At 40.9% G+C, this 21,647-nt stretch carries 15 protein-coding genes and 1 pseudogene; 11 read left to right on the top strand and 5 right to left on the bottom strand.

Annotated features, from left to right (window positions below; all coding sequences use genetic code 11):
• The first annotated feature begins 185 nt into the window (after positions 1-185).
• From MSMAS_RS07360 to MSMAS_RS07350, 3 genes are all read left to right on the top strand, one after another.
• A complete protein-coding gene (locus tag MSMAS_RS07360; protein ID WP_011035193.1) occupies positions 186-2,090 on the top strand; it encodes a threonine--tRNA ligase in 1,905 nt (634 codons plus the stop codon).
• A 543-nt stretch (positions 2,091-2,633) separates the two neighbouring features.
• Entirely contained in the window at positions 2,634-4,817 is a 2,184-nt protein-coding gene (locus MSMAS_RS07355; protein WP_011035194.1) for a DEAD/DEAH box helicase, read from the top strand.
• A gap of 705 nt (positions 4,818-5,522) precedes the next feature.
• The gene (locus MSMAS_RS07350) at positions 5,523-6,368 is read left to right on the top strand and encodes a CPBP family glutamic-type intramembrane protease (RefSeq protein ID WP_048040614.1); all 846 of its coding nucleotides are present in this window, start codon (positions 5,523-5,525) and stop codon (positions 6,366-6,368) included.
• A 189-nt stretch (positions 6,369-6,557) separates the two neighbouring features.
• Here the strand turns inward: MSMAS_RS07350 and MSMAS_RS07345 are convergent, their stop codons facing one another.
• Positions 6,558-7,088, bottom strand: coding sequence for a putative ATP-dependent zinc protease (locus tag MSMAS_RS07345; protein ID WP_011035196.1), 531 nt, complete (start codon positions 7,086-7,088; stop codon positions 6,558-6,560).
• A 291-nt stretch (positions 7,089-7,379) separates the two neighbouring features.
• Between MSMAS_RS07345 and MSMAS_RS07340 the strand changes: the two genes are divergently transcribed.
• Positions 7,380-8,099: an alpha/beta hydrolase gene (locus tag MSMAS_RS07340; protein ID WP_011035197.1), complete on the top strand. Its 720-nt coding sequence runs from the start codon at positions 7,380-7,382 to the stop codon at positions 8,097-8,099.
• Between the two features lie 160 nt (positions 8,100-8,259).
• Entirely contained in the window at positions 8,260-9,078 is an 819-nt protein-coding gene (locus MSMAS_RS07335) for a nitroreductase family protein (protein WP_011035198.1), read from the top strand.
• A 43-nt stretch (positions 9,079-9,121) separates the two neighbouring features.
• On the opposite strand, the gene MSMAS_RS07330 is transcribed toward MSMAS_RS07335, so the two are convergent.
• Positions 9,122-9,751, bottom strand: a complete 630-nt coding sequence (locus tag MSMAS_RS07330; protein ID WP_011035199.1) for a DJ-1/PfpI family protein — start codon at positions 9,749-9,751, stop codon at positions 9,122-9,124.
• A 215-nt stretch (positions 9,752-9,966) separates the two neighbouring features.
• On the opposite strand from MSMAS_RS07330, the gene MSMAS_RS07320 reads away from it, so the two are divergent.
• A complete protein-coding gene (locus MSMAS_RS07320) occupies positions 9,967-10,578 on the top strand; it encodes a GNAT family N-acetyltransferase (protein ID WP_048037519.1) in 612 nt (203 codons plus the stop codon).
• A 108-nt stretch (positions 10,579-10,686) separates the two neighbouring features.
• Here the strand turns inward: MSMAS_RS07320 and MSMAS_RS07315 are convergent, their stop codons facing one another.
• Positions 10,687-11,475, bottom strand: coding sequence for an HNH endonuclease (locus tag MSMAS_RS07315; RefSeq protein ID WP_048038405.1), 789 nt, complete (start codon positions 11,473-11,475; stop codon positions 10,687-10,689).
• A 354-nt stretch (positions 11,476-11,829) separates the two neighbouring features.
• On the opposite strand from MSMAS_RS07315, the gene MSMAS_RS07310 reads away from it, so the two are divergent.
• A complete protein-coding gene (locus tag MSMAS_RS07310; protein WP_226987650.1) occupies positions 11,830-12,225 on the top strand; it encodes a DUF6326 family protein in 396 nt (131 codons plus the stop codon).
• A 290-nt stretch (positions 12,226-12,515) separates the two neighbouring features.
• On the opposite strand, the gene MSMAS_RS07305 is transcribed toward MSMAS_RS07310, so the two are convergent.
• On the bottom strand, positions 12,516-13,196 hold the full coding sequence (locus MSMAS_RS07305; RefSeq protein WP_048037515.1) for a phosphoribosylanthranilate isomerase: 681 nt from the start codon (positions 13,194-13,196) through the stop codon (positions 12,516-12,518).
• Between the two features lie 244 nt (positions 13,197-13,440).
• Here MSMAS_RS07305 and MSMAS_RS07295 point away from each other — a divergent pair.
• The 3 genes and pseudogenes from MSMAS_RS07295 (at position 13,441) to MSMAS_RS07280 (ending at position 16,669) form a co-directional block, all read left to right on the top strand.
• Positions 13,441-14,898 (top strand): annotated as a pseudogene (locus tag MSMAS_RS07295) (IS66-like element ISMma15 family transposase).
• A 104-nt stretch (positions 14,899-15,002) separates the two neighbouring features.
• Positions 15,003-15,413, top strand: a complete 411-nt coding sequence (locus tag MSMAS_RS07290; protein ID WP_015413219.1) for a hypothetical protein — start codon at positions 15,003-15,005, stop codon at positions 15,411-15,413.
• Between the two features lie 959 nt (positions 15,414-16,372).
• Complete coding sequence (locus MSMAS_RS07280) at positions 16,373-16,669, top strand: hypothetical protein (protein WP_048037512.1); 297 nt, start codon at positions 16,373-16,375, stop codon at positions 16,667-16,669.
• 215 nt (positions 16,670-16,884) lie between these two features.
• Here MSMAS_RS07280 and MSMAS_RS07275 read toward each other — a convergent pair whose 3' ends face one another.
• On the bottom strand, positions 16,885-17,403 hold the full coding sequence (locus MSMAS_RS07275) for an NUDIX domain-containing protein (RefSeq protein WP_048037507.1): 519 nt from the start codon (positions 17,401-17,403) through the stop codon (positions 16,885-16,887).
• Positions 17,404-18,019: 616 nt separating this feature from the next.
• Between MSMAS_RS07275 and MSMAS_RS07270 the strand changes: the two genes are divergently transcribed.
• Positions 18,020-21,571 carry a NosD domain-containing protein gene (locus MSMAS_RS07270; protein WP_015413222.1) on the top strand — a complete coding sequence of 1,184 codons (3,552 nt, stop codon included), beginning with the start codon at positions 18,020-18,022 and terminating at the stop codon, positions 21,569-21,571.
• The last annotated feature ends 76 nt before the right edge of the window (positions 21,572-21,647 follow it).

Genomic DNA, 21,647 nt, shown 5'->3' with positions numbered 1-21,647 from the left:
ATCAGGATCTACTGACAGGTACAGACCTCAAACAGCCTTAAAATCAGGTCATAATGTTAAACCCCGGTACTGGGTTACAGTACGGTGTATAATGCTGGGTTATTAATACTGTTTGATTCTCTGTTTGACCAAGAACCGAAGTTAATTCGGAATCCATATTCGGCTTAGAAAACACAGGTGATAGAATGCAGTTATTGCTCATTCACTCTGATTACATTGAATACGAAACCAAAAAACAAACTCCAGTTGCTGAAAAAATAGAAGAGTCCTTAAAGTCAGGAAGGCTTGAAGAAGCCCTTACGGCTTTTACGGCTGTTGAAAGTGTGGATGAAGCCAATCCGGAAGAAGCTATAAAAAAGGCTGTCTCTGAAATAGAAAAAGTTGCAGCCCAGGTCAAAACAAACCGCATAATGCTTTATCCCTACGCCCACCTGAGTTCTGACCTTTCCTCTCCGAAAGTTGCAGTCCAGGTTTTAAAAGGTATGGAAGCAGCTCTCTCTTCCAGATACGAGGTCAAAAGGGCTCCTTTCGGATGGTACAAGGCATTTACAGTAAGCTGCAAAGGGCATCCTCTCTCCGAACTTTCCCGGAGCATCCGTCCTGAAGGTGCGGCAAAAGCTGAAGTCAAAACCGAAACTTGTGAAAAAGAAGAGGTCGTTTCCGAAGCCCTCAAAGCTGAAGGGACTGCAAGGTCTTACTGGCGCATCCTTACTCCGGACGGAGAACTCCATGAAGTGGAGGGCTTTGATTTAACACCTTACCCCAAGCTTCAGCAGTTTGTAAATTACGAAATTTCCAAGAGCAGGGCAGTTGAACGTGCCCCTCCCCATGTGGAACTTATGCGCAGGCTCGAGCTCGCAGACTATGAGCCAGGGTCGGATTCCGGAAACATGCGCTATTATCCTAAAGGGAGGCTTGTCAAGTCCCTCCTTGAAAACTACGTGCTTGATGTCGCAACCGAATTCGGGGCAATGGAAGTTGAAACCCCCCTGATGTACGACATGAACCACCCGACCCTCAAGAAATATCTTGACAGGTTCCCGGCAAGGCAGTACTCTATCGAGTCTGACAAGAGACATATGTTCCTGCGCTTTGCAGCCTGTTTCGGGCAGTTCCTTATGAACCACGACATGACGATCTCCTACAAGAACCTGCCTCTCAGGATGATCGAAATGACCCGCTACAGCTTTAGAAAAGAACAGCGCGGAGAACTCGTGGGCTTGAGGAGACTCAGGGCTTTTACCATGCCTGATATGCACACTCTCTGTGAGGACATGGACCAGGCTGTAAACCAGTTCAAGGAACAGTATGACCTCTGCATCAGCGTGCTTGAAAACGTGGGGATCCATATTAACGATTATGAAGTTGCCATCCGCTTCACCAGGGACTTTTACGAGGCAAACAAAGACCTTGTGGTCAACATGGCAAAAACAGTTAACAAGCCTGTGCTTGTGGAGATGTGGGACACCCGGTTCTTCTATTTCGTGCTCAAATTCGAGTTTAACTTCGTGGACGCCCTTGCCAAGGCGAGCGCACTTTCTACTGTCCAGATTGATGTGGAAAATGCCGAAAGGTACGATATCTCCTATGTCAATGCTGACGGCAAGCTGGAAAGGCCGACCGTACTCCACTGCTCTCCGAGCGGCGCAATTGAGCGCTGCATTTATGCCCTCCTTGAAAAAGCTGCAATGGAAACCGAAGAGGGAAAGGTCCCGATGCTGCCTGTCTGGCTATCTCCAACTCAAGTAAGGATTGTGCCGATTTCCGAGAAGCACATTGCCTTTGCCGAAGAGGTTGCAAAGAAACTGGACTTCAGGGTCGATGTTGATGACCGCGACCTGTCCATAGGAAAGAAGGTCAGGGAAGCCGGCAGGGAATGGGTGCCTTATGTTGTAGTAATCGGAGATAAGGAAATGGAGGAAAGCACGATTAACGTAACCATCCGGGAGGAGTCCGGACAGGATAAGCCGAAGAAAGTGCAGATGACTCCGGAAGAGCTCAATGCCCGCATAAAAGAAGAGACTTCCGGCAAACCTTACAGGAAACTGCCGCTTGCAAAATACCTTTCCGCAAGGCCAAAGTTCCTCTAAAGAATTTGAGTTAAGGTTTTCCTTCCTTTCTGGAAGATATGGAAAATTCAAAGGGCGCCCTCTTTAATGGGCTTTCCTTTAACTTTTCCTTTAAATCTTTAAAGCATTTACTTTCAAAACAGTTATATTTTTATGGTTACGTTATATATTTATGGTTACTATGGTTTACAGGCATAATTCCAGAACTATATATAATAATAACTCTTATACCGCCGTAATTCTTATATTGCCGTAGTTATTTATTATTGAAAAGGGATTCCTTTTAATTCAAAGAACTTCGGACATACTCTTTTCGGTTTCAGAACGAATTTCTATTTCAGGACGAAAGGGGACGGTCCGGATTTAGTCCAGATTTCTTGACTGAAGATTTTTATTTGTTATTTTGCAGTGAGGGGAATTAATTCTCAGAATCTTTCCAGTAGCATGCACTGTTTCCTGTGCATGGAGCTTGCAGTTTTCCGGAAAACTCTTTGAAAGGTAGCTTTCTGGTTTTAGAAAATATTCGAAATCTCATAAAGTTAAAATTATAAGGACCGCGTACTGATGACAATTTCAAATGAAGCCGCAGCCGGCATGGAAACAGTCGAGCTAGAGCCCTTGAGGGAAGATAAGAAAAGGATCTTTAAGGATATTCTGGGGTATTTCGAAACCCATCAGAGAGGCTATATCAAAGTTCCAACGGGCTGGGGCAAGACTTTTCTTGCAAAACACATAATGAAAAAATACTACGAGGACGGAAAGATTGTACTTTTCCTGATTTCGAAGAACAATCCTCTCCTGAGCCAGACTTATTACGACAGGAAAAGAGAGAAGCCTCTTTTTCCCAGTAGTGCGCTCCTCTCCTCCGAACATAAAATCTCAAGAAAAGAGATTGCAGAAGCTCTAAAAAAATCCGCAAAGGAGAAAGAGGGATTTGTGCTCTTTGCTTCTTTGCAGACACTGCTCGGGAAACAGGCGTCTGAAATAAAAGAATTGCTTCTTGAATACACCGACCTTGCAATAGTGGACGAGATCCACAATTTCATCAACAATAGAGGAAATAGTTTTCTCAACGAGCTGGGAGAACGGACCAGAATCATGGGGATGACTGCAACTCCTTTCCAGGGTGTTGTAGGAAATGTCAAGTTCGTGGACGAGATTGCCGGAGACATGAGGGAGGTTTATACAAAGACCCTGCCCGAATGTATCCTTGATAATGAGCTTGCACCTCTAAAGTATACCATTGCGGAAAGCTCGGAAGATATATTTGAGATATTCGACTTTGAAAAAGGCCTGGACGAACTTGATAAACAGGACCTTTTCCTTGACTGCAGTACGGCTGACAAATTAAAAAAGGTAATTAAAAGGACACAGCTTGCAAAAGATGTCTACGACTCGATGATAAAACAGAAGAACTCAAAGACCCTTATTTTCTGTGCCCCTGTCCGAAAGAAGGTCTACGGTGCCGGAGCTGAAGGGGAAGAAATAAATGCTTTTCACGCAAAAATTACCGCTTCGGTCTTTAACGAAGAAATCCCGGTCCAGAAGCTTGAAAAGGACCCTGACCCTGTTTTACCTCTTGATTTTGATAACTATACCCCTGAAGGGGAATTTAAAAACACAGCTTTTATAACATCGGAACTGCCAAAGGATGAACAGAATGCCCTTTTAGCAGCTTTCAGGGATGCTGAAAAGCCCCCCTACATATTATGTACTGTGGGAATGCTGATTGAAGGTTTTGATTTTCCGGCTCTTGAATCCCTTATCCTGCTGCGACCCACTCTTAGCATGAGGCTCTTTGAGCAGCAGGTAGGAAGGGTCACGAGGCTTTCTCCGGTTTCCGGAAAGAATAAGGGCAACATCTTTGAGATATCTGACAGCATAGACTCCCTCTATCAGCGTTTCGGAGAAGGGGTTTTTAATGGGGAAAAAGTTGACCAGGTCCAGATGCTCCAGCCTGAAATCCGCCTCGAAGAACTTTTCTCTGAAGGAGACGCAGCCCGGGCAATTGAGGAAGGAAAAATAGAGATCAATAAGGTTGACTTCAGTGCTCCTGCAAAGGGGAAAGGAAAAGGTGCCCGGATACAGGAAATGCCTGTAAGGCTCCCTCCGACCGCCATAAGGTCAAAGTATTTTTCGCGCCTGCTTGCCCTTACCGAAGAAAAGGACATTGGAGCCTTTGAGCGCGAAAAGCGGGAACTCATGAGGGCTGCCCTCCGGTTCAGAGTAAGGGAACTTATGGACGCAGAAGAGCTTTCCGGACTTTCAGCCAGAATAAATAAGCTTAAACGTGAAGCCTACGAAGACCGCAGGCTGGGAGATCTTTCCAGGCAGCATAAGCCCAAGGTTTTCGGGGAAGTCGAATGGCTCCTGAAACTTCAGGCTTTGAATTCCCTCAAATATAACGGCAGAAGAATCTCTGCTCCCGAGAAAAACAAAATCCTGAGGACCCTGGGATTTGAGCCCGACATGAGGAAAATAGACAGCTACAGGTTGAAATGCCTTAAACTCGGTTCTGCCCAGAAGACCATCCCTGACCTTGTCAAAGTACTCGGTTTCGTGAGCCGCCTCTCATCTTCAGAAACCTACCAGTTCCTTGATAAAAAGAAAAAAGAACAGTGGAAGCGGGAGTTTCTGCCTGCGGTTTACTGGGGGTTCTGCTTTATCGAGGACTCCCCGGAACTGAAAGAGCTTTTCGAGTCCACGGAATGGGACAGGCGGGTCAAGAATATTATCAGGCAAAAGTAATCCTGTGTCTCCTGTCCACTCATTATTTCGGATTAATTTTTTAGGACCAATCGATTGATATTAATTTGAATACCCGGGGCTGGAAGTATTAGTTTTTCTTCTAGCCTTGGAGGAATGAAATTGGCGTGCCATCCGGAGAAATGCTTTCTTCAGTCCCTGAGTGCCTTTTTTAATTTCTGGCTTCCGACCGGAAGCCCTGCAAAAAAACAGAAAAATATGAAGAAAAAACCCGAGTAAAAAAAATTGAGTGAAAACATGAAGACGAAAACAGGGTGAAAAAGAGATTCAAATTTATATATTTTTCAGGCAGAATTTGATTTGTTCATTTTCTGTATTCTGTCACAGTTTTTTCAATGGCTTTTACTTACTGTTTTGTTCTCACTTCTTCTCTCTGGTTTTTTAGGAAAGGTATTTCTCCTTAGTCGAGAGGGACAAAAGTGGCGTGGTAGGCCTGATATGGTTGTACGGGTACTAATTGTTCTCTCAAGAGCCTTATTACTAATGGGGAAGTTTTCCATCTCTGCAGTAAGCTAGCAGTGTATCGAATGAAATTACTTAATGCAATCAAAAGCCGGAAATTTTATTTATAGGCACCTGAATTTAACAATCATGGACAATTAAGTTATACAAGAATAGCATAATTAGGTATAACTTGTCAAATTTTTCTTAATGAAAATTATAAATATTTGCTATGTGGGGAGTTATATGGATAACAAAATTATTCGTAATGTTGTTGTGTTTATTGTTGTTGTTATTCTCAGCGGGTGGATAGGTGTTCTTGTAGACTCTGTCCTTACCGAGCAGCCCAAAGGTGATTCTCCTGGTATGGGAATATGGTTGGTAACACCTATGCTGGCTGCAATTACAATGACTATTTTTTCAAAGGGCAACTGGAATGATCTTGGTTTTAAGCCAAATTTCAAAAGAAACATAAAGTGGTATTTTATTGCAGCTCTGGTTTTTCCTGTTGTAACATCAATTGTTCTGATAATCGGAGTTATAACAGATTGGATTGACTTATCAACCCTCGACCTCAGACCTTTTATTCTGGTGTTTTCCAGTACCCTGTTATTTAATTTTATTAAAAATATTTTTGATGGGACCCCCTTGTTTAGTTATCTAACTCCAAAGCTCGTCAAATTAAACTTTAATGATTGGAAGATCTATCTCACTGTTGGCAGTGTTTGGGGAATCTGGCATCTTCCATATTTTTTGGTCTTTTTACCCGAAACTGATATTCAAGCAGTGTTACCTGTCAGCCGAGCTATAACTATCATTATTATGATTATAACAATGATACTCTGGTCGGTGATGTTTATTGAGCTTTACAGGGTAACAAAATCGATCTGGCCGGGGGTTGTATTACATATGGTAGAGGATTCGCTAATAAATCCTTTAGTTATATCAGGTTTTATCAGCATTGCAGCAGGAAAAGAAATTCTTATTTCACCAATCATTGGGATTATTACTTCAATTCTTTACTTACTAATCGGATTAGGAATAAGAACTTATAGAATACAGGCAAGCCGGAAGACTGTTAATAGCGAATAACATTTGTTAATATAATAGCGAATAACATTTGTTAATATAATAGCGAATAACATTTGTTAATATAATAGCGAATAACATTTGTTAATCCGATATATTGTTTTACCTGTTTGCAAATTATTTGTTGGGCTCTTCATTACCACTGGACCGCTGCAAACACGATGATAATGCTTATTTTTGTTCCAGAGGTCTTTACTGGTCTTTAACGTATTCAAAGCTCCAGAGAGGAATCCCTTCAACTTCTCCTTTCTTAAGATGCTCCAGCTCGTGAGCTGCACTGTATGCCGGCGTACCTTTCAGTTGTATGCATTTTTTCTCCAGCTCCCTGACAGTTATCTTCCTGCTTCCCGGGTTTACTTCTGCAAATATGATCCTTTTCGCCCGCAGGGCTATTATGTAAGGTCTTTCAACCAGTTCCCGCTCTTCTTTTGTCCCGCATTTTTCGAGCCTTCGGACTACTCCTTCTTTAGCCACGACTTCGGGGTCGATAAAAAAGTATATCTTTTCCAGGGTATAGCCGGTTTTGCTTTCCTCATCATAATAGGTGATCACATCTTTTACTGCTATGCTTTTTGTTTCTTCGGTAGCATAACTCCATGAGCCCCCGGATTTCAGTGAAAGCAGAAAAGGAAGAAAGAGGTCTCCCTGGATTCCAAAACTGTAAATCATATTTTTTTCCATGGCTGAAAATCTGAAGATAGCCCTGATTTCTTCGGCATCCATGTTCTTGTCCCTTTATTAAGAGTTCTAATGCTGAAGTCTATTTAATTTTTGCCCGGACAGAAAAATCAATGAAACTTTACAGATAAAGGCTCATATTATTACTGATCGGAATCTATCGCTGACCATCTATTGCTGACCGGAATCGCTTCATAGCTTGGGGGATTTGCAGGTTCTTCGAGACCCTGCTTAAAGACCAGAAATATAATAGAAAGTGTAATTGAGAATGTAATCGAAAATGTAATTGAAAGAATTCGAATAAAATATATCCTTTGCTCATGAATAAGTGAGCTAATGGATAAAAGACATTTTTATATATTAAATAATAAAATTCGTATTCCTGCCATCCTGTGGGGAAAACAGAGTGAAAAGCTGTTAATTGAAGTCCATGGCAACCTTTCCAGTAAAGAGGATACCGTAATTTCCATGATGGCACAGAAAGCCGTTGAGAAAGGTTACCAAGCACTGAGCTTTGACCTGCCCATGCACGGTGAGCGTGTGGATCAGGAATATGCCTGTATTCCAGAAAATTGCGTAAGTGATCTGGCTGCTATTTACGAATATGCAAAGTCACTTGCATCTAACATTCACCTGTTTGCGTGCAGCATGGGAGCCTATTTCAGTCTTCTTGCCTATCACGACCTGAACATAAAGCAGAGTTTTTTTCTCTCGCCTATAGTCAATATGGAACGCATCATAAGCAAGATGATGGAAAGTTTTCAGGTAAGTGAAGAAAGACTGAAAGCAGAGCATGAAATCCAACTACCGAATGGGCAGGTGCTGGAATGGAACTATTATTGCTACGTGAGAGAAAACCCGATTCGTTTTGAATGGAAAGTACCAACTGCTATTCTGTATGGTTCTGACGATAAACTGACAGAATTGGACGAGATTTCAACATTTGCAGACAGGTATCAATCAAAGGTTAAGGTCCTGGAACACGGGGAACATTACTTCCATACTGAAGAGCAATTGAAGGTATTTGATAAATGGGCAGATGAAAATCTGCTGTAAAACTTGATAGATACTGCAATAGAGAAGTATACAGCCTGTTATTCTGTGCCCATGCAATGGTCGCATGACTCAGGCTTCACAGACAGAGAAATAAAGAAATAAATGCTAGCTAGTTATTATATCTCCCATTAACAGAATTTTCCTTACAGGATTTGATACAATGGCTCATATTATTGTTGATCAGGAACTCTGCACAAAGTGCGGCATTTGCGTAAACGTATGCCCCTCACATATCATCAATCCGGCTGATGAGTCTCATCTTCCACACGTGCCGGAAGAAAACATTTTGCGTTGCATGTATTGCGGGCACTGCGAGGCCTTCTGCCCCTCCCAGGCTCTTGTCCTTAACCTCTGCCCTGATGAAAAAGCCCCCCTGCCTGAAGGTGCTGGCGACATCCCTCCTGAGGATATAGCCTTCTATCTCAAGAAACGCAGGTCTATCCGGCATTTTACCAGGGAACCCGTGCCAAAGGAGAAAATTCTTGAAGTCCTGGGTATAGCCCGCTACGCAGCGTCCGGAACCAACGGCCAGCCTGTGGAGTGGATTGTTGTCCATGATCCTGAGAAAGTGAAAAAAGTAGCCGGGCTTACTATTGAATGGATGAAAACCCTGCTGAACACACCACATCCCATGAGCGGCTACGTACCTGCGCTCATTTCGGCATGGGAACAGGGATATGATGTCATTTGCCGGGATGCCCCGCATCTGCTTTTCGCCCATATTCCCGAAGAAAGTCCGATTGCATCCATTGATGCCATTATCGCACTCACGCATTTCGATATTGCCGCGCCTGCATTCGGTATCGGGACCTGCTGGGCGGGGTTTGTTGGAGCTGCTTCCATGTTCTATGAACCTCTGCAGAAAGAGCTCAATTTGCCTGCAGGAAGAAAATTTGCTTACGCAATGATGTTTGGCAACCCGCAGTATAAAGCTTATGGAATCCCCCGCAGGAAGCCGCTTCAAGTGACGTGGCAGTAAGGCTTTGAAAGGTTTCTGAAAGTCTTGGCAGGATAAGGGCTGTTCAGTCCCTTTTCCTCAAATACTCAGGAGCCTGCGGAATTTTATGCATCATAGCATATGACCTGCCGGAAGGGTAGTATTCGGCACCGAGCTGAATTCTGCCTGCCGTTTTTTCATCCGTCATGTATTCGACAAATTCGAGCGCCATATCAATGCCAGCAGAAATGCCTGCAGAGGTCCAGATATTTCCGTCCCTTACAATACGTTCCTCAACCACCTCCACGTCATCCAGTTCTCGTAATCTGGGGAGTGAAGCCCAGTGCGTGGTAGCCCGTTTGTTTGTGAGCAAGCCGGCGCGGTAGAGGATAAATGTGCCTGTGCAGACGGAAAGCACGGCTTTGCAGTTCTTAGCCTGCGAGGCAACGAATTGAATAAGAGATGGGTTATCCACCTCTTTGCGCGTGCCTTCACCGCCCGGAACAAGGAGAAAATCAAGTGGAGGGCAATCTGCAAATGTGGCGTGAGGATTTATTGACATTCCCTTGTTACAGACCACGGGTCCGGGATTTTCGGCAACCATCAGGCACTTTTCAGGCCCCTGGCCAAATTTGCTCCAGAGAGATATTATTTCCCAGGGTCCTGTAAGATCCAGTTCTTCGAGACCCGGAAAAACTAAAAATCCGAAATTCATGTTCCAAAGTTTGTGAATGTTCAGTATATATTTTTCTGTTATTCTTTCTGTTATTCTTTCTGTTATTCTTTCTCATTTTTCGCCCATAAGGGAAGACCTTATTTTGCGACCGGAAGCATAAAGGCAAAAAATAAAGTAGAAAACAGACAAAAAACAAAGCAGAAAAATATTTTAAAAATATTCACGTTCTTGTTTTGAAAAAGAGGAAGATCATAATGAACATTTCAATCCGCCCGGAAGAAGAGAACGATTTTAAAAATGTGGAACATATGATAAGAGAAGCATTCTGGGATCTGTATCAACCAGGGTGTGTCGAACACCTTATCGCCCACAATATGAGAAAATCACCTGATTTTGTAAAGGAACTGGACTATGTTGCATGTGATGGCGACATGATCGTGGGCAATATAATCTATTCGAGGGCAAAAGTGATCAATGACGAGAACAAGGAATTCGAAGTCCTGTGCATGGGCCCTCTCGGAGTACTGCCTTCATATCAGAAAAAAGGTATTGGCTCTTTACTGATGAACAACACTATTGAAAAAGCAAGGCAACTGGGATATAAAGCAATATTCATTTTTGGCAACCCGGAATATTATAACAGGTTCGGTTTCAGAAATACCAGAGAATATAATATTCAGACATCTTCCGGTGAAAACTTCGATGCTTTCATGGCACTGGAACTCTACAGCGGAAGCCTGAAACAGGTATCCGGAAAATTTTTCGCATCAGGTTCTTTTGAGGTCACTGAGGAAGAACTTGAGAATTTCGAAAAGAAGTTCCCTCATAAAACAAAACATGTCACGGATACCCAGTTATTTCATTGAATGTCATTCCGGATTTATTTTTTTTGAATCTAACTCTTGAAGGACTGGGATAACCTGTACACTATGCATTCTTGAGAACTGGAAATACAAACACTCAGCAAAATACAATCAATTTTTGTTTGCTAACAGTAATTTTTGTAATTCTTTTAGAGATAGGACTTTATCCTTTCTTCTGTGAATCATACGATGACAATTAGCACAAACACAGATTAAATCTGTTTCAGCATTTATTGGAACGGAACCTCCCCCTTCATAAAGCGGTTTTATATGATGAACTTCAATGTAATCTTTCCCTATTTCACCATATACCTTTTCAAAATCAAATCCACATCCCTGGCATACAGTTCCATGTATTCTAATAGCATTACGTCTATTTATTGGATTTCGTTCATATTGAGTAGTATAACGCATTATAATTTTACCATCTTTCCGGTTTTCTATAGAATAACTTTTAAGCTCTTCTTCTTCAGATGGAAACTTTTTTTCATCTACTAGACCAAGCTCTTCTATTGCCTGGACTAATTCATCTCTTACCTTCCAAACAAAATGGTTACCCTCTTTATAGTCTTCATACCACCCTTCAAATGGTACAATGAATTTTGATTCATTACCTTGAGTTCCGATTACTTCAAATCGATTAAGATACTTGATAATTCTGTTAGTTAAACCAATGACGTATCCATTGTATGGAGTACCTTTCAACTCAGATGGATACTTTGCCATTATTGCTTGACTTGTAGCTCGATGATCAATTTCGTAGTACCATTTCAAAATCATATCCAAATATTTAGGTCCAAAAATTTTTGGATTCTGAAGCATTGATTTCCATTCTTCTACAGTGATATCAATGTCTGCTTCATATCGACCATCAGAATACCTCAAGTATCTCTTTTCCATCAATAATCGCCTTTCAATTTAGAGTATACATAAGTAAAGGTACAATTACCTTTGAAACGTTAAATTTTTTGATTGCAGCGTCTCTGTCACATCCTCGTGTTTTCAATAACAATCTACAATCAGAGTTACGCTGGCGTACCCCGCTGCAAGCTACAGGGTATTCGACTGAAATAACAACCTTTTATCTGATTTGAACGTTCTTTGTTACAATTTCCCATGTATCCAGTATGACATAATAAGTAATTTAAATTTCAAATAAAATAAAAATTGCGTGAGGAAAGTAGAAGAGTTATGATAGGGAAAAAATAGTAAAAGATAAAGTTACTTTAAGAGATCTCTAAGGAGGCAGAAGTTTTGGAAGATTGGAGGATAAAGATTTCAGTGCTCTGGCTTTTTGCATCAATTGCCTTTCTGGCTCATCAGATAATAGTGCTTATGGAACCGGGCGTTATAGCACAATTAATGGAAGGAATGGCAGAAGGTCAAAAAATAAACCCTGGTATGATATTATTTTTTGCAATCATAATGCTGGTTCCAATGGTGATGTCTTTTCTATCCCTTAACCTGAAAAATTCGCTGAACTGCTGGTTAAATATCATCGTGGGCGCGGTCTTTGCTGTCCTGTGGTTTACCAGCGTAATTGAGGCTGCACAGTCTGCATACTGGGGCGGAGCACTAATGACACTCTCAGCAGCCGTAGCTTCGGCACTAATCGTATGGTATGCATGGAAACACCGCCTGACATCATAACCAATACTAAAAGAAAATGTGATAATATACATCATGATACCTGTAATGTTGAGTAGCACATGTCAAGACACTGGAAAAGGCTAGAAATTATGTAAATCGCACTAATAACCTTAAATCGCACTAATAACCTTAAATCGCACTAATAATCTGATTAATAATTCCACCAATGATGCCGGAAAAACAGGCAAAAGTTAACAGCTAAAAACTCTGAATTTTCTTCTTACGGCCTGGTTTTTCTTTTAAAGGTTAGTTTTTCTTCCAAAGATTAATTTTTCTTCTAAAGCCCGGGTTTAATTTTCTAAAGATAAATTTCTTACCTTGAAAAAATCATTTTTTGCACGATGTACGAAATTAATCACTTTCATTTCATCTTTAAAGCCATTGGAGTCTTTAAGCCCGGAACTGGCGTCTACACCATATGGATTTACAACCCGTATAGCTTCTCCAACATTTTCCGGAGTCAGACCTCCTGCCAGGATAACTGGTCGTGACACCTCTTTAACAATTTTTCTGCTAATACTCCAATCATGGACTAAACCTGTTGAACCCACTTTATCATTGGCTAAATCAAGAGTGTCCAGGATGAAAGCATCTACCACAGATTCGAAGGGTTTCATAGCATGAATAACCCCTGGCCCGATGACGTGAAAGTTTTTGATTATTTTTATATTAGGGAAGGTTTTTCGCAGTGATATGATACTATCAACCGTACAATCAGAATGCAACTGGACAGAAGTAACACCTGTTTCATGCACCAGACCAGAGATTTCTTCAGCGTCATCCAGTTCCGTAACCAGAACCGGTGAAATATAAGGCGGGCATTCTCTCACAATTTTTTGGGCTAAATGTTTGTCGATAAAATCGTCTGAATTATGCTTCCGTCCCACTACCAGTCCAATGGCATCAGCTCCACAGTATGCAGCCATAACAGCATCTTCGACCCTTTTAATACCACAAACTTTTATTCTCATGATTGATGATTTTCTCCTGAAAAGCCTTTGATGGTGCTCTGACAGGTCAGGCGCAAATTTATTGATTACTTTGAAAAACAACACCTTTTATATAAACCATCTGAAGTTTTATACAAATCACCTGAGGTTTTATACAAATCACCTGAAGTTGTAACTATTCAGGTAGAGCCTTTGAAAGGCTACAATTTTTCCTCTTTTCGAGGAAAAATTGCATATAAATTGAATCCTATTTCCTTTCGTTATTATGCTTACACGTGAAGAGATTCTTATCATTTATGACGCTGGTCCTGAAGCTGTAATTTCTGTAATCCAGAGGCTTGAGACTATCATAGAAGAACAATCTATTCGTATTGCTGAACTCGAAGAACGTGTAAAGGTATTAGAATCTCGTTTAAACCAAAACAGTCGTAACAGCAGTCGCCCTCCTTCTACTGATTTTTTTATCAAGGAGAAACCTAACCCCAAGAGTCTCCGTAAAAAGAGTGGCAAAAAACCTGGAGGTCAAGATGGTCATCCAGGAACAACTCTTGAAATGGTTGATCATCCTGAGTAGGTAATAGAACATTCTTTGAGTTGCTGCAAAGAATGTGGCCATACTCTTGAGAATGTTGAAGTTGAAGCCTATGAGAAAAGACAGGTCTTTGATATTCCTCCTGTAAATCTGATTGTTACAGAACACAAAAGTCAGATAAAGACCTGCCCTTACTGTGGAAAAATAAATAAAGCTGTTTTTCCTGAATCAGTTAAATATCCAGTTCAGTATGGTCCAAATATTTTAGCTTCAGCTATTTACTGTAAAAATCACCATTTTATCCCCTATGAAAGAATTTCCGAATTTTTTGAGGACATAATGGGAATAAAAATCTGTCCTGCTACGATAATTAGAGCAGAAAGAGAATGTTTCCAGAATTTAGAGGAATTTGAAAACGTTATTAGAGAGAAGTTATTAGCCTCGCCTGTAATCAATTTTGATGAAACTGGTATGAAGATTGAAGGAAAAAGACACTGGCTTCATGTAGCTTCTAATGAGAAATACACCTGTTATTTACCTCACTCAAAAAGAGGAGCAGAAGCAATAGACGCTATGGGTATTCTTCCGGAGTTTAAGGGAGTAGCAGTTCACGACGGATGGAAACCTTACAACGTTTATGACTGTGATCATGCTCTCTGTAATGCTCATTTACAGAGAGAACTTACTGGAATTGAAGAGAACTATAAACAGCAGTGGGCTAAAGAAATGAATGAATTGCTCACTGAGATGAAAAAGTATACCGACGAATGCAAGGATCAAGTCAAAGAACTGGATTTTGAGCAAATTAAAGCATTGGAAGAAAGGTTCGATGCTATCATAATTAAAGGAATTGAAGAAAATCCACAATCTCTAAATCCTGAAAAGAAAGGAAAACGTGGAAAAAATCCAAAAACAAAAGCAAGGAATCTGCTAGATAGGTTTATAGAACACAAAGAAAATATTCTGAGATTCCTGACAGATTTGAAAGTTCCGTTTGAGAATAATCAAGCAGAAAGAGATATCAGGATGATGAAATTACAGCAGAAAATATCAGGAACTTTCAGAACTATACAAGGAGCGGAAGCTTTCTGCAGAATTAGAGCTTACATCTCTACAATTAGAAAGAACGGATTACCTGTTTTGGAGGGTATTATAGCGGCGCTCAAGAGAGCGCCGTTAACTATACCCTGAATAGTTACCTGAAGTTTTATATAAACAATCTGAAGTTAATACTTTCACACAGCTCGGCTACTCCTTTTAGCCTGATACTCATAATATATTCTGAGGTTGGTTAAATGGATACATCAAAGAAATATATAAGAATGTGCTCACTTGCGAAGGAAATTCAGAAAAAATGGGTATTCCAGTCCGGGGATTTTGTTTATAATCCCGCTTTTGAAAAAGTTGAGGTTTTGCTCTATCCCGGAAATAATTCTATTAACTATATCTGGCTGCCGAGACAGGATCAGCTGCAAGAGATCTGTATCGCTTTTTTTATGCATAATCTGAGAATATCGAAATTCGAAGCATCCTTAAAATTTCTGGAATGGTACTCCGGGCGCCTTAGATATGCTTTCGAACACGGGCTTAAGAATGGAAATGATTTCATTGACCCGGGAGAAGAACTTCTGTTAAACCGTGCAATGATAATGATGCACTGGAGAAAATGGAACGGGGAAAACTGGGTAAAGGCTCTGGCAACGTGAGCATTAATTTGAATACCAATGGGCTTGAGGTCAGATGTAATCTCAGCAACTCTGAAGCAAATGGAAAACATCAGGCTTAATCCTTTCCATACCGCGAATTTATTTCCCTCCAGTCCGGCGAAGCCAGAAACCTGAAGTCCTGCTGTGCCTATTTTACTTTAAAATACATTTTTATCTTTTTTAAGGTACTCTGCATTATACGAAGTAAAATGATAAGCCGTTACTCTTAATAGCTATGTTCTGGAAAAGAGAATGGAAGGCATTGGTTTCAGGTCAAAATAAAAATAGGTATAGTTTTTAGGTTATACCTCATTAGCTGGTTGATATTTTATCGTTGAATAATTTTTGTTCATCTGGACCTGTTTTCTGAGCTTACCTGAGCAGGAAATTAAGTGTGCATTAATCAGAAAGCGAGAGCAGGATACGGATGTATGAATATCTGGAAAATATCAACTGATTATTAGGGGACCACCTAACTTTTGGAAAAGAAACACTTTATTTTGGGTCAGGCAACTCTTTAAAATTAACGGTTATGCATTATCTCCACACTCGCATACAAAAAATTCGAGATACCCTATACATATAAAATTAGTGAGAGAAGTGAGATTCAAACTTATGAATCCCTCCGTAAATGGATTAATTTCGACTTTTATAGTTTTGAAATCGGCTGAAAAAACGCTCGAAAACTTTATAGACCTTTTTGAAGCAAAAATTTATACGAGAAAGAAGACTTATTTAAACATATCAAATTATCAAAAAGAAGATTTCCTTATCTTTATAAAAAGATTGATAATTTTCCGGCAGGTAATTTTAATCTCAAAAAAAGATGATTTGAAGCCTTACCTGGCTAAATACCGGAAAATTTGTCCTGATTGAGATTATTTAATGAAGTTTATTACGATTATAAAAAGTAGAAAGCTTATAAATTTATAAAGTTTATTAGTCGTGGAGGGTGAAAAATGACAAAAAGGCAATTTGCAGTCGTCTGTAGCTTCTTATTCATAATAGCCCATATGTTCAGGCGGTGGAAACAGATGCAAAAATCCCATATTTGGAAGGGATTTTTGAGCGAATCCATGTGGGTAGAGGGCTATGGGGATCTATCGCATCTCAGGAAATTGCTTTTCTGGCTGAATTATCCATTCTCTTATGCCAGATATTCATATGACGTTGTATGGGATCGTGTTGATAGACTGGGCAATGTATATTCGAGGACAAGTTCCACAGAAATAAGTATTGAATTCCAGAGGATTTGAACTTTCAAAGTATAATGTGGACAGTAACTCATAGAGCAAATTAAAACTAAATAGTGAGAAATGAAACGAAATAGTGAGAAATGAAACGAAATAGTGAGAAATAAAACGAAATGGAGCGAAATAAAACTAAATAAAAAGAAATCGAGCGAAGTTAAGCAAAATTAAGCAAAGGAAAGCAAAGGAAAGCAGGGAAATCAAAGGAAAATTATCGTTGTTTAAAATAGTGTAGTTTGCCTGTACCTTTTTTCCTTTCCTGAACGCTCTCCCTTTTGAGAATAGTGTAAAATATCCACAAGCCTGTCAATAAAACCCGCCTGCCCTTTTCTTATCTTTTTCCTGGCAAGCTCGATATCGAACCAGCCTGCTTTATCGACTTCGGGGTATTTCCGTATTTTCCCGGAATTTTTTGGCCACTCGAGCGTAAAAGTATTACTCACGACATCTGTTACATCCAGGTCTTTTTCAAGAGCCCACACATGAACTATCTTGCTGCCGGACTGTTTTATCTCTCCCATGTCTATAAACTCCCCATCAATCTCAAAACCTGTCTCTTCTCTAAACTCTCTTTTTGCCGTGTCCAGAGGGCTTTCATTCTTTTCCGGCAGCCCTTTAGGTATCGACCACACGTCATAATCTTTTTTTGCCCAGATTGGCCCGCCCGGGTGGACCAGCATCACCTCCAGTCGTTCGTCTCTGAACCTGAATAAAAGAATGCCATTGCTGTAAACACTCATTTTCCTGCCCTCTCCGGACTTCCTCAATCTCAATCGAATAGCCAGTTAATTAAAAATCAAAATAGCTTGTTGCTGCCTTTATCCTGAAATCAGAGCTTTCCCAGATATTCCTTGCTTACTGTTTCTTAAATGCATTTTACTTTTTGTTCAATGCATCTTAATGTTTTTTTAATGTATTTTTATTTAATGCAATTTTGTTTAACGCACTTTTATTTAATGCAATTTTGTTTAACGCACTTTTCTTTAATGCAATTTTGTTTAATGAAATTTTGTTTAACTAAATTTGTTCTTTCTCTGCAAATTGATATTTTTGATTCTCATATGCATTTTCTTCTTTCTCTGCAAATTTATGATTCCACTTCTCATTTATAGCCCTCTATTAACCCATTTTACTCAGCAGTAGACATATATCGGCATAGGTTTCCTTTAAACATCAAATTATTTATATCAGTACCGCACAAATATTGCAACAATATATAAAAATTTATAAGATATTTCGTCTGGAATAAAATTACAATCAGCCCTATACTGATGTAATTCATATGTGAGGAGACTTTAAAAAATGGGTATACTATATAAAAAAAATAGCTTACAAATTTTAACACTACTGGTTTTTTTGCTTATCGTAATAAACGGCAGCGCATCCGCAAAATCTTCGCCTTCCGTGCTTTATGTGGATACAGAAGGCAACGGAAATTATACAACTATTCAGGATGCAGTTAATAATGCAACGTCCGGAGACACGATTATTGTCTATCCGGGGACATATACCGAAAACGTTAATGTTAATGTCTCAAACCTGAGCATTCTCTCATATTCAGGAAACCCTGAGGACACAACTGTAAAATACCTGGGTGTACTGAGCCACAACTTCAAAATAAGCGCCAGAGATGTCACAATAAGTGGTTTCAACATTGCAGGGTCATACCCTACAGGGATTTATATGAGCGGGGTCTCCGGGGTTAACATTAACGGCAACAGGTTCTCAGGAAATGGCTGCAGTGTTCAGATGCAGGGGTCCAGCAGATGCCGCCTGCTCAATAATACGGTTACGAATTCTGCAGATAAGGGGTTCTATATACAGACTTCAAGCAACTGCACCCTTGCCGGCAACACCGTTTCAAATACATCTTCTTACGGCATCTACCTGCTGTCCTCCGGTAACTGTACCCTAGATGGCAATACAATCTCGAACGTTTCCGGAAACGGGGTCTACCTCTATAATTCCGGCAACTGCAATTTTACCGGCAATACAGTGTCAAACATAACAGGAAATACTTATGTAAGTACTTATGATAGCGGCAGAGGAATCCATCTGTATAACTCAGGCAGCTGTACCCTGGCAGGCAATACGGTTTCAGACACAGACCATTATGGCATACATCTGGATAGTTCCAGCAACTGCATTCTCACAGCTAACGCCATCTCAGATACTTATTATGAAGGCATATGTGTGTATCAATCAAACGGCAGTACTCTGGACAGCAACACAATTTCAAATGCTACGGACGGTATCTACCTCTATTATTCCGGCGGCTGTAATCTTGCTGGCAACAGGATATTAGATACTTATGACGACGGCATTTATATGTATGAGTCCGACAGCTGCACTCTTTCCGGCAACGAAATATCAGACAGCCCATACGGGCTCTATATTACCTCCTCTGATTACTGTACCCTGACCGGCAACATGGTTTCAAACGCAAATTACGGCCTCAGTATGTATTATTCCACTGGAACTGTCCTGAGAAATAACACGGCAAGTTCAGGGAAATATGGATTCCGCCTCTATGATCTCGAAAACTGCACACTTGCAAACAACAATATGTCCGGGAACTGGTATAACTTCAGGCTCCACAGCGATGAGTCCGATCTGAATCACACAACCGGAAATACAATTGATACCAGCAATCTTGTAGACGGAAAACCCATTTATTATCTGGAAGGGGTCCAAAACCCATCAATAGGAACTGATGCTGGAGTCGTTTATTGCATAAACTGCGGAAATGCCGAAATTAAGGACCTTGTGCTGCAGAATAACACATATGCGATTTACCTGTATAACACGAGCTCAAATCTGCAAAACAACAATATAAACAATACCGAATTTGGAGTCAGGATTGCATATTCCCACGATGTCAATGTCTCGGACAGCAGGATTGATAATTCACTGTATTCAGGAATTGAGCTTGATGAAGCAGTGAATGTAACAATCAACAATAATACTGTTCAAAATTCCACACAGGGGGTTTACATTTTCAGTTCCCGCAACTGCACGCTCACCGGCAATTCCATCCGGGACTCAGGCAGCAGATACCTGCTCTATAACTCTGCAAATTCAGAGATTAACTCTGTAAATTCAGAGCTTATTAAAGAAGAAGAAAATACCCCCATAAAAGAGAACAGTCCTGGAAACTCGAAGCTTTACGGGGTCCGGGGTGGCTATGGTGTTGGAATCCGTTCGGAATATTCCTGGGATCTCAGGTTTGAGAATAATATTGTTGACAACGAGGACATCGCAGGAATTTATCTTGAGGAATGCCAGAATGTCGGGTTTGTGAAAAACCTGGTACGGGATACAGGGGTTGTGGGAATTTATGCTATGGAATCTTCAGGTGTGGAGTTCCTGGACAATACCGTTCAGAATGTAACCGGCATATATTTGCTGCCTTCATCTAAAAATCCCTCTTTTGTCAGCTCGTCTCTTGTCAGCGGAGGTCCCGATTTCCTGGGATACGGGATCTATTTCATCAATTTACAGGACCTCAAACTTAAAGGCAATACGGTTAAAGACTGCTCTTCTGTATGGGGGGTGTCTCTTATCGAACCAGTAAATGCAACACTTGCAAACAACACTCTTCAAAACTGCCTGGGCGGGCTTGTTACCATATCGGGAGAGAACGTCAGCATAAGCGGCTGTTCCGCAAACAACTGCATTTCAGGAGGAATTCTGGTTATCAATAACGAAGAAGGCGCAGGGGACGGATATACGGTCTCAGGCTGTAAGGTGGAAAGAAGTTACCTCGGACTTCTGGCTGCTGGAGAAGGCAATTTTACAGGTAATACCCTGTCAGGAAATTCTTACGGACTGGTGATTTATGATGTAAATAACAGCCTTATCTGTGACAACATAGTGACCGGGAACTGCCTTGCTGGAATTGCCTTTGACCCTGATCTGGAAGAAATTATTCCTCACACAGGTCTTTTAAGGAGCATGGAAAGTCCAGCAAGCGGAAACAACACTATTTACAATAACTACTTCAACAACGTAAATAACACCCTGTTTTGCAGCGAGGCAAACAATACCTGGAACACCAGTAAAACAGCAGGGAAAAGCATAGTCGGAGGCCCGTACCTGGGAGGCAACTACTGGGCAAACCCCAGCGGGACAGGCTTTTCCGAAAACTGCACTGATGCTGACAGGGACGGAATTGCGGATTCGTCCTGTGAAATCAAAAACGGGACATTTGACTATCTGCCCCTTACGGTTATTCCTTCGACAAAGACCACGCACAAGAGTTCCACAAACTACGTCCCATCAGGTGTAAGTCCCGGAGTAACAGGTATGGACAGTGTACAGAAAAGGGTTGTTGCAGGAACCCGGACAGGCTTCAAATTCAATAACCCTGTTTCCGACATACTGAGGCTCAGTTTTACTTCACAGCAGTATTCAGGAAATGTCATTGTAAGGGTTGAAGTCTTTGGGGACGCAGGTCCGGAAGAAAAACCCGAAGGAGAAGTTTACAGGCTTATGAATATCCGGGTAGGAAATGAAAGGTTCGAAAGTGAAAGTAATATCAGGGGAGCTTCCATCAACTTCAGGGTAATGAAGAGCTGGGTCGAGGAAAACAATATTGACGTCTCCACCATAAAGATAAACAGGTTCCACAATGAGAAATGGAACCCTCTCGCTACGGAATTGACCTATGAAGATGGAGAATACTACTATTTCACTGCAGAGACTCCCGGCTTCTCCAGATATGCGATTACCGGAGAAAAACTCGGTACTGCAGTAATTACTCCGACTCAGGAGGAAGAAAACGGATCAGTTACAGGAGAAGAGCAGACAGCAGGGATCAGAAGGAGAACGCCAGGATTCGAAAGTATTTTTGCGGTTTTCGGTGTGCTTGCTTCGGTATTCTTTGCAAAGAAGAGACTCCTGAAATAAACAATTTGTGAAATCAGGGAGTATTAATTTATGTTCCCTGATTATCTTTTTTGAATTCAGATTACTCTATTTTCCC

Source organism: Methanosarcina mazei S-6 (assembly GCF_000970205.1).
Classification (GTDB): domain Archaea; phylum Halobacteriota; class Methanosarcinia; order Methanosarcinales; family Methanosarcinaceae; genus Methanosarcina; species Methanosarcina mazei.
Note: the sequence above shows the minus strand (reverse complement) of the source record. Positions and strands in the feature narration are given on the sequence as shown.